Consider the following 15,271-nt stretch of genomic DNA (forward strand, 5'->3'; position numbering starts at 1 on the left):
CGATGAGCTGGGAGACCAGATGATCTGTAAGGGCCGTGTCGTCATCGTGACGGGCGCCGGGCGCGGACTCGGCCGCGCCCACGCCCTGGAGTTCGCCCGGCAGGGGGCGACCGTCGTGGTCAACGACATCGGCGTGGGCCTGGACGGATCGGGCGGCTCGTCGGACCCGGCCGCAGAGGTCGTGGCGGAGATCCGGGCGATGGGCGGGGAGGCGGTGGCCGCGCCGTACGACGTCGCCACCTCCGACGGCGCCGAGGCGCTGGTGCGGAGCGCCCTCGACGCGTTCGGCCGACTGGACACCCTCGTCTGCAACGCCGGGTTCCTGCGGGACCGCATGCTCGTCAACCTGTCGGAGGAGGAGTGGGACGCCGTCACGCGCGTGCACCTCAAAGGGCACTTCCTGCCGCTGAAGCACGCGGGCCTGCACTGGCGGGCCGAGGTGAAGGCGGGCCGTCCGGCGACCGGCCGGGTCGTCATGACCTCCTCGGGGGCGGGGCTGCTCGGCAGCGTCGGCCAGGGGAACTACGCGGCCGCGAAGGCGGGAATCGTCGGGTTGGCCCTGGTGGCGGCCGCCGAGCTGGGGCGCTACGGCGTGCGGGTCAACGCGATCGCGCCGGCGGCCCGTACCCGCATGACCGAGCAGGTGTTCGCCGCGACCATGGCCGCGCCGGAGGCCGGCGGCTTCGACGCGATGGTGCCGGAGAACGTCTCGCCGCTCGTCGTGTGGCTCGGGTCGGCCGACTGTGACATGACCGGCCGGGTGTTCGAGGTCGAGGGCGGCCGCGTCTGCGTGATGGAGGGCTTCCGGCACGGCCCCGCCACCGACAAGGGGGCGCGGTGGGATCCGGCCGAGCTGGGACCCGTGGTCCGTGAGCTGCTGGCCGACGCCGCGCCGCCGGAGCCGGTGTACGGCGCTTGAGCCAGGAGTGAGGGTTTTTTCACAGTCGGTAGGGCTCTAGGGCGGATCGCGCTGTTCTACAGTTAGTTAGCATTAAGCAACATTTGTGCTGACAAGCCACAGGAGCGCATCCCCCATGACAACGGGCGCCCACGCGACCGGACGGCCAGAGCACCGGGCTCTCGGACCCGGGTACAAGTGGATCGCGCTGTCGAACACGACGCTCGGTGTGCTGATGGTCATGATCAACCAGTCGATCGTGCTCATCGCGCTGCCGAACATCTTCGACGGCATCGGCCTCAACCCTCTCGACGCCGGCAACACCAGCTACCTGCTGTGGATGATGATGGGCTTCATGGTCGTCACCGCGGTGCTGGTGGTGTCCTTCGGCCGGCTCGGCGACATGTACGGCCGGGTCCGGATGTACAACCTCGGCTTCGCCGTCTTCACCGTGTGTTCGATCCTGCTGTCGGTCAGCTGGATGCACGGGTCGTCCGCGGCGCTGTGGCTCATCGGCTGGCGGATCGTCCAGGGCATCGGCGGCGCGCTGCTGTTCGCCAACTCGACCGCCATCATCACCGACGCCTTCCCCGCGACCAAGCGGGGCATGGCCCTGGGCATCAACGCGATCGCGGCCATCGCGGGCTCGTTCATCGGCCTGATCCTGGGCGGCGTCCTGGGCCCGGTGAACTGGCACTACGTGTTCCTGGTGTCGGTGCCGGTCGGCGTCTTCGGCACCTTCTGGGCCTACATCAAGCTGCACGACACCGGGGTGCGCAAGAAGGCCCGGATCGACTGGTGGGGCAACCTGACTTTCGCGATCGGGCTGGTTTCTGTTCTCGTTGGCATCACATACGGCATCCAACCGTACAAAGATCACACCATGGGATGGACCAACCCGTGGGTGCTCACTGCGCTGATCGGCGGCGCGCTCGTTCTGTGCGTCTTCCTCTACGTCGAGACGAAGATCGCCGAGCCGCTGTTCAACCTCTCGCTCTTCCGGAACCGCACGTTCACGGCGGGCAATCTGGCGAGCCTGCTGACCGCGCTCGGCCGCGGCGGCCTGCAGTTCATGCTGATCATCTGGCTGCAGGGCATCTGGCTGCCCCAGCACGGCTACAGCTTCGAGGACACGCCGCTGTGGGCGGGCATCTACATGATCCCGCTGACCGTCGGCTTCCTCGTGTCCGCGCCGCTGTCCGGCCTGCTGTCGGACCGCATCGGCGTCCGGCTGTTCACGGTGGGAGGCGCGCTCATCACGGCGCTGAGCTTCCTGCTGCTGCTCATGATCCCGGTGAACTTCTCCTATTGGGTGTTCGCCGTGCTGCTGGTCGTCAACGGCATCGGCTCGGGCATGTTCGCCTCGCCGAACCGCGCCGAGATCATGAACTCGGTCCCGGCCGACCAGCGGGGCGTCGGCGCGGGCATGACCGCGACCTTCCAGAACGCGGCGATGGTGCTCTCCATCGGCATCTTCTTCAGCCTCATGGTGGCGGGCCTGTCACACAGCCTGCCTTCGGCGCTGCAGAGCGGCCTGACCGCCCAGGGCGTGCCGGACCAGGCGGCTCAGTCGATCTCACACCTGCCGCCGATCGCCGTGCTGTTCGCGGCCTTCCTCGGGTACAACCCGATGCGGCAGCTGCTCGGTCCCGAGCTGCACCGGCTGCCCGCCGAGCAGGCCTCCTACCTGACCGGGCGCGGGTTCTTCCCGCACCTGATCACCCAGCCGTTCCACGACGGCCTGACGATCGCGTTCTGGTTCGCCATCGCCGCCTGCGTCGTCGCCGCGATCGCGTCGCTGCTGACCGTGCGGAAGAAGTCCGGCCGGCAGGCCGCCGAGCACGAGTCGCTCGGCTCGGAGCTGGCCGGGGCGACCGGCGAGGCCGGAATGGGGCTCAGCGAGCCCACGGTCCCCCACATGACACCGGTGACGGTCCACGCTCCGGCGGCCGCCCGGCGGGCCGCGTCGAACGGCCGGTCCGGTCCGGTCATCGCGGGATTCATCCACGACGGGACCGGCGCGGCCGTGCCCGGCGCCGCCGTCACGGTCACCGGGCCCGACGGGCACCAGCTCGGCCGGGCCACCACCGGGCCGGACGGCCGGTACGCCATCGCGGTCACCGGCGGCGACCACCTCATCATCGTGACCGCCCCCGGTCGCATCCCGCAGGCCGCGACCGTCCTGGTGGGCGATGCGTCGGTCGTACGGGACTTCCCGCTCGTCCCCGACACGGTCCCCGCGACCGGTGAGATGTACGGCGTGGTGCGGTCCCCGCAGGGGATCCCGGTCGGCGGCATCACCACCACCGTCACCGACGAGAACGGCGAGGTGGTGGCGACCACCGTCACCGACCAGCGCGGGGCCTACCGGATCACCGGTCTCGTGGACGGGACCTACACGCTGGTCGCGGCCGGCCACCGTCCCGTGACGCTGGCCGTCCAGGTTCCGCCCGGCCCGTCGCTCATCGTCCGCGTGTCACTGGGCGACTGACCATGGACACCGCAAGGACGGAACGGGCGGACGCCGCCGAGGACTCCGCCGCGATGGCCGGGCGGCTCCGGATGGCGCTCGTCGAACTCGGCCGCCGGCTGCGCAAGGACTGGCCGGACCACCTCACCCCGAGCCGTCTGTCGGCGCTGACGACGATCGCCGCCGGTGAGCCGCTCCCCGTCGGGGAACTGGCCCGGCGGATGGCGGTCAGCACCCCGACGGTCTCCCACATCGTCGACGCGCTGGAGAGACTCCAACTGATCGACCGGCGGCCCGACCCCCGGGATCGCCGGGTCTGCCGGCTCGTCCTGAGCGACGCCGGGGACGAGCTGCTGGACGACCTCGGGCGGCGCAACACAGGGTTCCTGGCCGATCGGATCCGGCGGCTGCCGGCGGACCAGCGGGCCGGCCTCACCGCCGCCCTGCCGGCCCTCGAAGCACTGGCCGCCGCCCCCGAACGGCCGCACAACGAAGGATTGGACCGATGACTGAGAACACGGCGCTCAGCGAGACGCTCACCGTCTTCGGCACGGTGCGGCGGAACGAGGGCCCGCCGGTGGCCGACGCGGTGGTCACACTGGCAGACATGGCCGGCCACAAGATCGGCTCCGCGTACACCGGGATGGACGGGGAATACCGCCTCACGGTGAACAATGGCGGCACCTATCTGATGATCGCCTCGGCGCCCGGCCACGAGCCGATCGCCTCGCTGGTGGCGGTGGGAGGGGGGACCGTCCGCCATGACATGACCATCGCCGGCGTCGGGGGGCTGATCGGCATCGTCCGGATCTCCGGCACCCGCGAGCCCGTCGCCGACGCCGCGATCACCGTCACCGACGTCCAGGGAGACGTCATCGCGACGGCACGCAGTACCGATGGCGGTGGTTTCTCCTTCATCAGCCTGCCCGAGGGCGGCTACACCCTGGTCGCCTCGGCCCCCGGACAACGGCCGGTGGCCGCCGCGGTGACGGTCCGGCAGGGCACACAGACCCGCCAGGACCTGGAACTACGGGCGAGGGGCGGGCTGAACGGCGAGGCGTGGCTCGCCGGCCGGCCGTACGACGGCGCGCGGATCACCCTCATGGACCAGACCGGGAGCATCGTCGGGACGACCGTGAGCGGCGTGGACGGTGCGTTCTCCTTCGGCGACCTCGAGCCGACGACCTACACGCTCGTCGCCGCCGGCCACGGTCCGGCCGCCGTACCCGTCCAGATCACCGGCGGCCGGGCCGTCGAGGCCGACGTCACGCTGACCGCCTGAAAGGTTCACCACTCGTGAGTTCCCCGAACACCGCTGTCACGCTCCGGATCGTCGCCCCTGGGGGCTGGCCGGTCGAGCACGCGATCATCACCCTCACCGACGACACCGGACGGCAGGCGGCCCGGACCACCGTCGACACGACCGGCCGCGCCGTCATCGAGGGCGTGCCCCCCGGCGTCTACATCCTCATCGTCTCCGCCGCGGGCCACCAGCCGGTGGCCCGGACCGCGGTGGTCGGCCCCGGCGGGCTCGACCTGGGCGCGATCGAGATCGCCGGGACCGGCGGGCGCCTGCTCCCCGACCCGGGCGTCTGGGACATCGACCCGGTCCACTCGTCCGTCCAGATACGGGCCCGCCACCTCGGGCTCGCGAGTGTGCGCGGGCGGATCGCCGAGTTCGGCGGCGAGGTCGTCGTCACCGATCCGGTGGAGAACTCCACCGTGGAGGTCGCCCTGCGGGCCGCCAGCGTCGACACCGGCAACGCCGACCGCGACACGCACCTGCGCAGCGCGGACTTCCTGTACGTCGAGGCCTTCCCCGAGATCGTCTTCCGCAGCAAGGGGCTGCGGCCGCTGGCCGACGACCAGTGGGCGATGGACGGCGAGCTCACCATCCGTGGCGTCACCCGCCCCGTCACGCTCGACACCACGTACCTCGGGACGGGCCCGGACCAGTTTGGCGGCGTGCGCTGCGGCTTCCACGCGGTCACCGAGCTGAACCGTGACGAGTTCGCGGTCGACTGGAACCAGGCGGTCCGGGTCGGGATCGGCATCGTCGGCGGCACCCTGCAGGTCGAGCTCGACATCGAGATCGTCCGCCGCTGACGGCATCGCCGACGCGCCTGTTGCGGGGTGCCGATCGGGAGTACTACATGGCGTAGTACCGTCTTCGTCCGAAGGCGAACCCGGATGAGGAAGGCTGACGTGTGGTCCACGCCCTAGCGGTGTCACTGATCATCGGCGTGCTGGCGCTCGCCGGTCTCGCCCTCGTGGCGGCCGCCCTGAACCGTCGGGTCGGCGTGCTCCTGCTGGGTGCCGCCGCCGTGGGTGAGGCAGGTCTCCTGGTGCAGGTCGTCTGGGCCGTCGTACGGCTGGCGGGCGGTGCCCGCCCGGTCGGCGGGATGGCGATCTTCATCGGCTACCTCGCCGGGTCGCTGGTGATCCTGCCCATCGCCGCCTTGTGGGGACTGGGCGAGCGCAGCCGCTGGGGCCCGGTCGTCGTGGCCGCGGGGTTCCTGGTGACCGCCGTGCTGATCGTCCGCATGCAGCAGGTGTGGCATGGCTGAGGAGGCCGCGCGGCGCTCCGGCCCTGGGCGGGTGCTGGTCGCCGTCTACGGGGTGTTCGCCCTCGCCGCCGGGTCGCGGGCCGGCGTGCAGATCGCCACACGGTTCCACGAGGCGCCGGTCGCCTACGTGCTGTCGGCCTTCGCCGCCGTCGTGTACGTGCTGGCCACCGTGACACTGGCCCGCTCCGGCCGTACGTCGTATCGCCTCGCCGTCGCCTCCTGCACGATCGAGCTGATCGGCGTGCTCGCGGTCGGCACCTACAGTCTCACGGACAAGGCCGCCTTCCCCGACGCGACCGTGTGGTCCGGCTACGGCAGCGGGTACGGCTTCGTGCCCCTCGTGCTCCCGGTGCTCGGGCTGCTCTGGCTGCGCCGCACCGCACCGCGCTGAGCTCGCTGCGCTGGGCGGGCATGACGAAGACCGGCTGCCGCGTACGCCTGGCCGTCTTCGCCGGCCGGTACGCTCTGACCTGACCGGCGGCGGTCACAGCCCGTGCGTGCGGCGAAGGCGCCGGGTGCTGATGATGCCCACCGGGACAGGGGCCCAGAAGGTCATGGCCCGGAAGAGCAGGACCCCTTCGGCCGCCTGGCCGGTCGGGACGTGGGCAGCCGTCAGCGCGGTGATCAGGGCCGCCTCGGTCGACCCGACACCGGCCGGCGTCGGGATCGCGGCACCGGCCGTCGCGCCGACCAGGTAGACGGCCAGGAGCACGCCGAAGGCACTGCCGTCCGTCCCGGGAACGGCGAGCAGGCTCACCGCGAACGCCAGGGCCAGCGCGACGTGCGCGCCGGTCGACGCGACGAGCGTCGTCAGCAGGCAGCGCGGGCGGCGAAGGAGGTGCCGCAGCGACCTGCCGACCCCGGTCACGGTGGTCCGCGTCCAGGCGCGTCCCCGGCCGCCCGGCCAGCAGAACACGACGAGGCCGAGCAGGACCGCCACGCCGGCGACCGAGATGAGGATCGGGACGATGAGTCCGGAGTGGCGGGCGACGAGCCGGTCGAGGCGGATCGCGGGCGCCGACGGGTCGCCCAGGCCGTTCCACACACCGACGGCCAGGGCGACGAGACCGAGCTTCGTCACGCCGCGCACCAGGCCGGCCGCGGCCATCGCCGCGGTCGCCTCGCACATCGGCAGGCCGCGCCGGGAGAGGTACCGGCAGGTGACGGCGGCGGAGCCGAGTCCGCTGGGCGCCAGCCGGTTCGCGGCCGCCCCCGCGAACTGCGCCGACGTCACCTCCCACAGGCGGAGCCGCCGGCCGGACACGCCGTCGGCGGCGGCGCGCACGCCGAGTGCCGACGCGAGGTAGTGCACCGTCGTCAGGGCGGCGATCAGCGGCAGGTACCCCCACTGGATCCGGCTCGCCCCGGAGGACAGCGCCTCGGCCCATTGCCGGACGTCGGCGTCGTCGACGTCGACGTCGGCCAGGCGCGCGCCGGCGACGACCCCGCACAGGGCGGCGGTGAGGAGTCCCGCGACCATCCAGCTCCGTGCCGGGAACCGCGCCACGACCGACCCGTCGAGCCGCTCGATGAGAGGGTCGGGCATCCGTCGGCGGGTGAAGATGCGTCGGCTCATGGCCTCAACCTTCCCCGCCGGATGGAGCATTGGTGAAACACGGGATGAGGGGCGGCTGACGTGATGGGGTTCCTCCAGGTCCGCCGGCGGACGGTGCCGTCGCCGACCAGGGGCCGCCGGGCATCTCACTGGCTGAATGGTACAACGAGGCTGCTGTGCGTGATCATGCCTTCCGTGGAGCCCGGGGCGTCACCCGTGTGGGGCGTACACCGTGCCCGGCGGGACGTAGACGCGCCATCGCCACTGGGCCGGGGTGATGAGGACGTACCGGCGCCAGCCGCGCGCGTAGCGCGGCCGGGCACCGGTCCGCCGCAGGTCGGCGAAGCGCGTGGTCCGGGCGGCTAGCAGGAGCCCGGCGACGCTGGTGGCGGCGTTGTTCCCGGTGACCTCGACGGACCGGCAGCCCGCGTAGAAGGCCAGCGGCTGCGCCCGGTCCCCGGAGAGCGTGCACGGCGGGCGCAGGCCGAGGTCGCGCAGGCCGGCGGCGAGCCAGGAATAGTCACGGCGGGACCGGTCCTCGACCGCGCTCCTGCGCGTGAGCACGATCTGCTGACCGGCGGCGAGGACGACCAGTGCGGCCGCCACGCCTCCGGCGGCCACGACGCGCCATCGTCCCCGCGCCAGGACCACCAGTCCGGTGGCGAGCTCGGCGACCGGCAGGGCCAGCAGCGCGTAGGCGGGGATGAGGAAGCGCGGCGCGGCGTAGCCCACGAACAACAGGTACGCCGCCGCCAGCACGGCCCCGCAGGCGGCGGGCGGTACGAGCAGGCGCAGCCGTCCCCGCCGGGCGGCCAGGACCAGCCCTGCCACGACGAGCGGGGGGAGCGCCGGCCACCAGAGCGCGAGCGTCGGGACGTGCGAGATCGCGGTGCCACAGGGCCGGCACAGGATGGAGTCGTTCAGGGCGCGCAGGTTCATCGCGACGCCCTCGGGATGCCAGCCCAGGCCGCCCTCGACTCTGCTGGAGTCCCGCAGCCGCCGCAGCGGGTCGCCGAACCTCGCGTAGGCCTCCGCCGCCCACGGCAGGAGGCCGGCGGTCAGGCCCAGGGCCATCGCGGCGAGGAGACCGAGCCGGTTCCGGCCGACGATGACGGCCGCCCCCGTCAACGGGAGCACGAGCCACACGGCGTCGCCCGGGCGCAGCAGAGCGGTGCACGCCACGGCGACCCCGAGCCACGCGCACGCCCGTCGCGGGGGGATGCCGAGTGCCCGATGTGGCGTGTCCGGTCCGGAGTTCGCCGCGTGCGCGAACCAGCCGGCCGCCGCGACCGCTCCGTACGCCACGTACAGGTTGGGCATGACCTCATTGCCGTAGAACCGCACCATCCACAGGCTGGCGAGGAGCAACGCGGCGAGCCCGGCCGTGACCGGGCGGAGGAGACGGGCCCACGGCCAGTACGCGACGACCAGTCCGAGGGACGACAGCACGGTCATGTACCACCGCAGCGCCGTCAGCGACGGCGTCGCCGCCACGATCGGCGCGGCCGGCAGGGTGATCCCCCGGGCGCGCGGGGCGCTGAAGAACGCGGCGGGGACCCGCGGGCTCACCTGGCTGATGTAGACGGTCTCGTCCCAGCCGAGCCGCATGTGCGCGGTCGCGCCGACGAGCTGCGCGACGCCGTACACGACGGCGACGACCAGCAACGGCACGCCGGCGCGGGCGGCCGGCGTCGTCGTCCTCCAGGACTCGTTCACCCTGGTCAGGGTAGAGAGGGAGGTCACGCGAGACCCGCGCACCGCGCCGAGGACGCGGCGACCTGTTCCGGCGTCCCGGATCGCCCGGACGCTTTCTCCGCGCGGCCTCTTGATCGCCTGTACGCTGCCTCAGCGTCATCTCAGTGTCGCCCCGGGGAAAGGTGAGCGCGGCGCTAACCATGCGTTGATCCGGTGCTGACCCGGGGGTTCCTACGCTGGCGGCAGCGATTTCGCGTACGAGGGGATCCGTGCACCCGCGGAAACAAGAACACATGCTCAATGCTCATCTGGTCGGCGGCCACTGGTCGCACCTGGCGCTGGTCGGCTGGGCGGCCTTCGGCCCCATCATGTTCGCCGGCCTGCTCGCGGCCGGATGGTGGACCGCCCGTCACCGGCGCGCCGCCGTCATGGCCGCGGCGGCATGGGCGCCGTTCGGTGTCATCGCCGCCGTTCTGGTCAACCAGCCGATCGAGCAGATGCCGACCGTACGGCTGCCGATGGGCACGGCGGGCCACATCGCCGAGCTTCCGGCGCCGAGCGACCACATGGCGGTCGCCGCGGCCACCGCGGCCGGCCTGGTGCTCGTGAGCCGGTGGCTGGTACTGCTGGCGATCGGCGCCGCGGGCGTCATGGCGCTGACCTTCGCCGTCGGAGGCGCCCCGCTGGAGGACCTCGCCGGGGGCGCGGTCGTGGGAGTGACGGTGACACTGATCGGATTCGTCCTGTTCGAAGGACCGGTGCGGCGTCTCGTCGTGCGCGCCCGCCGGACGCGGCTGCGTCCGATCGCCGGGCCGGGGAAGGCCTCTTGATGGGCCTGACCGATGGCCCGTTCGTCGTCCTGCTCGGCGTCCTGGGGGTGGCCGCGTTCGTGGCCTGCGTCGTCCTGCTGCCCCGCGTGGGGGGAGGCGGGCCGCGCCGGGTGGCGGCGCGGGCGGGCCTCGTGGTGGGCACCCAGTTCGTCGCGGTCTTCGCGGTGCTCGTTGCGGTGAACTCCTCGTTCGGCTTCTTCGGGTCGTGGGCCGACATGCTCGGCACGGACAAGAGCCGGGTCCGGATCGTCGGCGGATCGGCGTCGACGCCGCCCGCCGCGGGGTCGCTGCCGTCCCTGCGCCCCAGCTCCGACGCGTTGTCGCGGGCCCTGCCCCCGAAGGAGGGACGCCTGGACGCGGTCGTCGTCCACGGCCCCCGCTCCGGCATCACCTCCGCGGGCTACGTGTACCTGCCTCCGCAGTACTCCGAGCACGCCTACCGGCATCGGCGCCTGCCCGTCGTGCTGGTCATGACGGCGGACGTGCGCGCCGCGCTCACCAGGTTGCGCCTGCCGTCCGTCGCGGCCGGTCAGATCGCCGGGGGTGCCGTGCAGCCGACGGTGTACGTCCTCATGAGCCCGGTGGGCTCCTGCGTCGACGCGCCCGGCGGGCGGCAGGCCGACACGTTCTTCGCCGAGGACGTGCCGATGGCGGTCGCGGCGTCCTACCGCGTGGCCCGGGACGGGCCCGGATGGGGAGTGATCGGCGACGCGGACGGCGGCTACTGCGCGGCCAAGCTCGCGCTGGAGTCCGGCGACCGGTTCGCGGCGGCGGCCTGTGCCGCGGCGGACTACGGCGCCCCGGCCGGCGACCTGTACGGGCGCAGCACGGCGGTCCGCGACGAGAACGACCTGCTGTGGAGGCTGCGGCACCGCCCGCCGCCCCCGGCCCACCTCCTCGTCGTCACCGCCGGCGGTGACACCGAACCGGCGCGGCAACTGACCGCGCTGGCCCAGCCGCCGACCCGTGCCGACTCCCTCACCGTCGCCGGTGGCGGCACGCTCCCGACCTGGCAGCGGGACCTTCCTGCCGTACTGCGATGGCTCAGCGGCCGCCTGAGCACGGAGAACTGACGCCGATGGGCCTCACCGGCACCCCCTTCATCCTGCTCACCTGTCTCCTCGCCGCGGTCGCGCTGGCCGGCGTCGTCTGGGTCGCACCGCGCGCGGCGGGCCGGGTCCCGGCGCGGATCGGCCTGTTGCTGGTGCCCCAGGTCCTCCTCCTGGCCGCCCTGCTCACCGTGGCCAACGCCTACTTCGCCTTTTACGGATCCTGGGGCGACCTGCTCGGCATGCCCGGAGGTCCGGCAGGCGGCATGGGGAATCCCACCCGCCACCTCACCCGGGGCGCGGGCGGACCCGCCGGTCAGGACCCGCCGCTCGTTCCGACCCGGGACGCGTTCATCGACGGGCACCGGCTGCCCGTCAAGGACGGACGGCTGGAGGCGGTCACGATCCACGGGGGGCGATCGGGGATCACCGCCCTGGCCTACGTCTACCTGCCGCCGCAGTACTTCCGCGACCGGACCCGGCGCTTCCCGGTGACGCTCGCGCTCACCGGCTACCCCGGGAACGCCCAGAACCTCATCACCCGTCTGAACCTCCCGCAGACGGCCGCCCGCGAGATCGCCGCCCGCCGCGTCAAGCCCATGATCTTCGTGATGATGCGGCCCATGGTGACCCCGCCCCGGGACACCGAGTGCACCGACGTCCCGGGAGGCCCGCTCGCCGAGACGTTCTTCGCGCGGGACCTGCCCGCCGCGATCCAGACGGCGTACCGCACCGTGCCCGGGCCGACCGGGTGGAGCGCGATGGGGGACTCCACCGGCGGGTACTGCGCGCTCAAGCTCGCCATGCGGCACTCGGACCGGTTCGCGGCGGCGATCTGCCTGTCGGGCTACTACAAGGCGCTGCGCGACTTCACCACGGGCGACCTGTACGGCGGGAGCCCGGCCTACCGGAACGAGAACGACCTGGCCTGGCGCCTCCGGCACCGGCCCGCCCCGCCGGTCGACGTCCTGGTCACGACCAGCAAGGTGGGGGAGAAGGACTACGCGGCGACGCGGCACTTCATCGCGCTCGTCCGTGCTCCGATGCGCGTGTCCTCGATCACCCTGCCGACGGGCGGCCACCACTTCAGCGTGTGGCGCCGCGAACTGACCCCGGCCCTCCGCTGGCTCAGCGGCCGTCTGGGCGTGTGATCCGCCAGTCGGACGTGTCCCGTCTGGGCGGGCCCTCCCCGCAGCCGGCGATGTCCGATCAAGAATATAGAGGGGAACACCGGGTGAACCGCCCGATGTTCCCCTCTCGCGCGCGGCGCGCTACTTGCGCATGACCTCGGGCTCCTGGCGGCGGAGCATCCGCGTGACCAGGAATGTCAGGACCACCACCTGGACGACCATGATCCCCATGTCGAACGCCCACGTGCCGGTGTCCTGCTTCCACAGCGGGTCCGGCGTCTCGCCCCGGTGGGGGATCAGCTCACCGGCGTTGAGCGTGCCGGCCATCGCGGCGAGCGCCCACCGGGCAGGGACCAGCCAGGAGATCTGCTCCAGCCCCGGCTTGCCATCGAGGTGTACGAGGGCGCCGCAGAACACGACCTGGACCAGCGTGGACATCACCAGGAGCGGCATCGTCATCTCGCTGGTCTTGACCAGCGCGGAGATCAGCAGGCCGAGGGTCATCGCGGTGAAGGACAGCAGGGCGATCGCGAGCACCAGCTCGGTCAACGGAGTCGTGAGCACGCCTTTGTCGTGCGTCTTGACGCCGAGCATGGCCACCAGGGTCAGCACGACGCCCTGCCCGATGGTGATCAGGCCGAGCACGAGCAGTTTCGAGGCGAGATACGCGGATCTGGACAGTCCGACCGCACGTTCTCGCTGGTAGATGGCTCGTTCCTTGACGAGTTCGCGCACCGCGTTGGCGGCGCCGGTGAGGCATCCGCCGATGCACAGGATAAGCAGGAGGTTCGCCGCCTGGCTGTCATTGCCGGGAGGCGCCAGCAGGTTGCCGGTGGGCACCGCGCGGGCCAGCAGGCCCATGATGATCGGTAGCAGCACCGTGATGCCGAGGAACATCGGGTCGGCCACGATGCTCCGCACGTAGCGGCGGATCAGCGTGCTCAGCTGCTCCGGCCAGCTCTGCGGCTTGGGCGGCGGCTCGAAGTTGCCGGCGACCGGGCCGGTCTGTGCGACCGGCTGGACCAGCTCCGCCTGGACGTACCGCTGGTGCTCCTGAGAGTGCAGGTAGCGGCCGCCCCAGTCGATGGACGGGTCGTCGAACGCCTGGAACACGTCCGCCCAGTCGCCGAACCCGAGGAACGGCAGCGCCTCTTTCGGCGGGCCGAAGTACGCGATCCGCCCGCCCGGCGCCATGACGAGCAGCCGGTCGCAGATGTCGAGGTTCGCGACGCTGTGTGTGACGACGGCGACCGTACGACCGTCGTCGGCCAGGCCGCGCAGCATCTGCATGACCGACTTGTCCAAACCCGGGTCGAGGCCGGAGGTGGGCTCGTCGAGGAACAGCAGCGACGGCTTGGTGAGCAGCTCGAGGGCGACACTGACGCGCTTGCGCTGACCGCCGGACAGCGCCGAGACCTTGTTGTCCCGGCGGTGGTCCAGACCCAGTTCCTTGAGCACCTCGTCCACGCGCGCCTTGCGCTCGCTCTGCCGGGTGTCGTCGGGGAACCGCAGCTCGGCGGCGTAGAGGAGGGCCCGGCGTACGGTGAGCTGCGTGTGCAGGATGTCGTCCTGCGGCACGAGCCCGATGCGGGAGCGCAGCTCGGCGTAGTCGCGGTACAGGTCGCGCCCGTCGTACGAGACCACGCCCTGGTCGGCGGGGCGCAGGCCGGTGAGCGCGCGCAGCAGCGTCGACTTGCCCGAGCCACTGGGGCCGATGACCGCGACCAGGCACTTCTCCCCCAGCGGGAAGGTCACGTGGTCGAGCAGCACCTTGCCCTTGTCGACGGTGACGGTGAGGTCGTGGGCGCTGAGCCGGACCGCTCCGGCGTCGACGTACTCCATGAGGACGTCGTCCACGAGATGGAACGTCGAGGGCCCGATGCCGATGATGTCCTGCGGGCCGATGGGGGCGCGCTCCACCCGCCGCCCGTTGACGTACGTGCCGCTCCGGCTGCCCAGGTCGACGATCTCGTACGTCCCGCCGGCGGAGCGCAGCTCGGCGTGCTGACGCGACACCCGCAGGTCAGCGATGACCATGTCGTTCTCGGGACCACGGCCGATGCGCACCACCTGCGAGCCGCCGAGGTTCCGGACGTGCGCGGGCTCGCGGTACTGGCCGCTCATCGTCTGCACGATCGGCGACCGCGGGCGGGGGCCCTGAGCCGGGTGATGCGTCGGGGCGCTCTGCCAGGCGGGGGCGCCGCCGGGTCCGGGCGGCGCCGGGTACGCCTGCTGCCCCGGTCCGCCGCCGTATCCCGGCTGCGGAGCGGCACCGCCATATCCGGGCTGCGTCTGAGGAGCGGTGCCGCCGTACGGAGGCGGCTGCTGGTGCGGGGGCGCGGACGCCCCCGGGGGCGGGGCCGCCGCCGGAGGGGTCTGGCCGGGGTACGCCTCCGGCGCGGGCGGGTACGCGTGGGGGGCCGTGCCGCCGGACGCGGCGGGCCGCTGAGGCGCGCGTTCCGGCGGCGGGTACTGCCCGGGGACGCCGGGCTGCGACGGGCCGGCGGGCGGGGCTCCCTGCCAGGGCGCCTCCTGCTGGTACGGCGCGGCCGGCCGGGGGGAGGGCTCAGCGGCGGGCGAGCGGCCCGGAGACGAGACGCCCCCGCCCTGCGACGGGGCGGCGGAGAAACCGGGCGTGGTCGGTCCCGTACCCGCGGCGGGCCCGGCCTCCCCGGCCCGGAAGACGAGGGGGACGCCCTGGTCCGGGTGGCCGAGACGAATCTCACTGCCGGGAGCGACGGCGACCCGCTGGACCCGGCGGCCGCGATCCCACGTGCCGTTCGCGCTGCCGTTGTCCTCCAGGACCCACTGACCGGCCTCGAAACGCAGGATGGCGTGCGACCGGGAGACGCCGTCGACGGCGACGACGATCTCCGATCCCGGGTCCCGGCCCACCCGGTAGGTGCGTCGTGGATCGAGAGCCACCGACGTGCCGTTGCCCTCCACGACAAGCTGAGTCACGAAACCGCCTTCCCGTCACTGCCTCGAGGCCCGTTCGCGTGGCTCGTCGGAGGCGCACACCCACTGGTCCGACGGTAAACACTAAGGCTTCGCCATCAAACGCTGCAATGTTTCGG

The 15,271-nt window shown here is 72.5% G+C and carries 13 protein-coding genes; 10 read left to right on the forward strand and 3 right to left on the reverse strand.

What is annotated here, in order from left to right; translation table 11 throughout:
- Positions 1-19 precede the first annotated feature (19 nt).
- The 7 genes from NE236_RS08835 (at position 20) to NE236_RS08865 (ending at position 6,326) form a co-directional block, all read left to right on the forward strand.
- Positions 20-919, forward strand: coding sequence for an SDR family oxidoreductase (locus NE236_RS08835; RefSeq protein ID WP_252841364.1), 900 nt, complete (start codon positions 20-22; stop codon positions 917-919).
- A gap of 115 nt (positions 920-1,034) precedes the next feature.
- Complete coding sequence (locus NE236_RS08840; protein WP_252841365.1) at positions 1,035-3,389, forward strand: MFS transporter; 2,355 nt, start codon at positions 1,035-1,037, stop codon at positions 3,387-3,389.
- A 2-nt stretch (positions 3,390-3,391) separates the two neighbouring features.
- Entirely contained in the window at positions 3,392-3,877 is a 486-nt protein-coding gene (locus NE236_RS08845; RefSeq protein WP_252841366.1) for a MarR family winged helix-turn-helix transcriptional regulator, read from the forward strand.
- Positions 3,874-4,650 (forward strand): MSCRAMM family protein, encoded by a 777-nt coding sequence (locus NE236_RS08850; RefSeq protein WP_252841367.1) that lies wholly within the window; start codon positions 3,874-3,876, stop codon positions 4,648-4,650. The genes NE236_RS08845 and NE236_RS08850 overlap by 4 nt, the downstream gene beginning before the upstream one ends.
- 14 nt (positions 4,651-4,664) lie before the next feature.
- Positions 4,665-5,474, forward strand: a complete 810-nt coding sequence (locus NE236_RS08855) for a YceI family protein (RefSeq protein ID WP_252841368.1) — start codon at positions 4,665-4,667, stop codon at positions 5,472-5,474.
- Between the two features lie 101 nt (positions 5,475-5,575).
- Positions 5,576-5,935: a hypothetical protein gene (locus NE236_RS08860; RefSeq protein WP_252841369.1), complete on the forward strand. Its 360-nt coding sequence runs from the start codon at positions 5,576-5,578 to the stop codon at positions 5,933-5,935.
- Positions 5,928-6,326, forward strand: coding sequence for a hypothetical protein (locus NE236_RS08865; protein WP_252841370.1), 399 nt, complete (start codon positions 5,928-5,930; stop codon positions 6,324-6,326). Before NE236_RS08860 ends, NE236_RS08865 begins: the two co-directional genes overlap by 8 nt.
- A gap of 93 nt (positions 6,327-6,419) precedes the next feature.
- Here the strand turns inward: NE236_RS08865 and NE236_RS08870 are convergent, their stop codons facing one another.
- A complete protein-coding gene (locus NE236_RS08870; protein WP_252841371.1) occupies positions 6,420-7,511 on the reverse strand; it encodes a lysylphosphatidylglycerol synthase transmembrane domain-containing protein in 1,092 nt (363 codons plus the stop codon).
- Between the two features lie 189 nt (positions 7,512-7,700).
- The gene (locus NE236_RS08875; RefSeq protein ID WP_252841372.1) at positions 7,701-9,206 is read right to left on the reverse strand and encodes a hypothetical protein; all 1,506 of its coding nucleotides are present in this window, start codon (positions 9,204-9,206) and stop codon (positions 7,701-7,703) included.
- Positions 9,207-9,478: 272 nt separating this feature from the next.
- Between NE236_RS08875 and NE236_RS08880 the strand changes: the two genes are divergently transcribed.
- The 3 genes from NE236_RS08880 to NE236_RS08890 are packed head-to-tail and all read left to right on the forward strand — an operon-like array spanning position 9,479 to position 12,215.
- Complete coding sequence (locus tag NE236_RS08880; protein ID WP_252841373.1) at positions 9,479-10,015, forward strand: hypothetical protein; 537 nt, start codon at positions 9,479-9,481, stop codon at positions 10,013-10,015.
- On the forward strand, positions 10,015-11,088 hold the full coding sequence (locus NE236_RS08885) for an alpha/beta hydrolase (RefSeq protein WP_252841374.1): 1,074 nt from the start codon (positions 10,015-10,017) through the stop codon (positions 11,086-11,088). The genes NE236_RS08880 and NE236_RS08885 overlap by 1 nt, the downstream gene beginning before the upstream one ends.
- On the forward strand, positions 11,055-12,215 hold the full coding sequence (locus NE236_RS08890) for an alpha/beta hydrolase (protein WP_252841375.1): 1,161 nt from the start codon (positions 11,055-11,057) through the stop codon (positions 12,213-12,215). The genes NE236_RS08885 and NE236_RS08890 overlap by 34 nt, the downstream gene beginning before the upstream one ends.
- A 120-nt stretch (positions 12,216-12,335) precedes the next feature.
- Here NE236_RS08890 and NE236_RS08895 read toward each other — a convergent pair whose 3' ends face one another.
- On the reverse strand, positions 12,336-15,155 hold the full coding sequence (locus tag NE236_RS08895; RefSeq protein WP_252841376.1) for an FHA domain-containing protein: 2,820 nt from the start codon (positions 15,153-15,155) through the stop codon (positions 12,336-12,338).
- Positions 15,156-15,271 lie beyond the last annotated feature (116 nt).

The sequence above is a fragment of the Actinoallomurus purpureus genome, from assembly GCF_024055795.1.
Classification (GTDB): domain Bacteria; phylum Actinomycetota; class Actinomycetes; order Streptosporangiales; family Streptosporangiaceae; genus Actinoallomurus; species Actinoallomurus purpureus.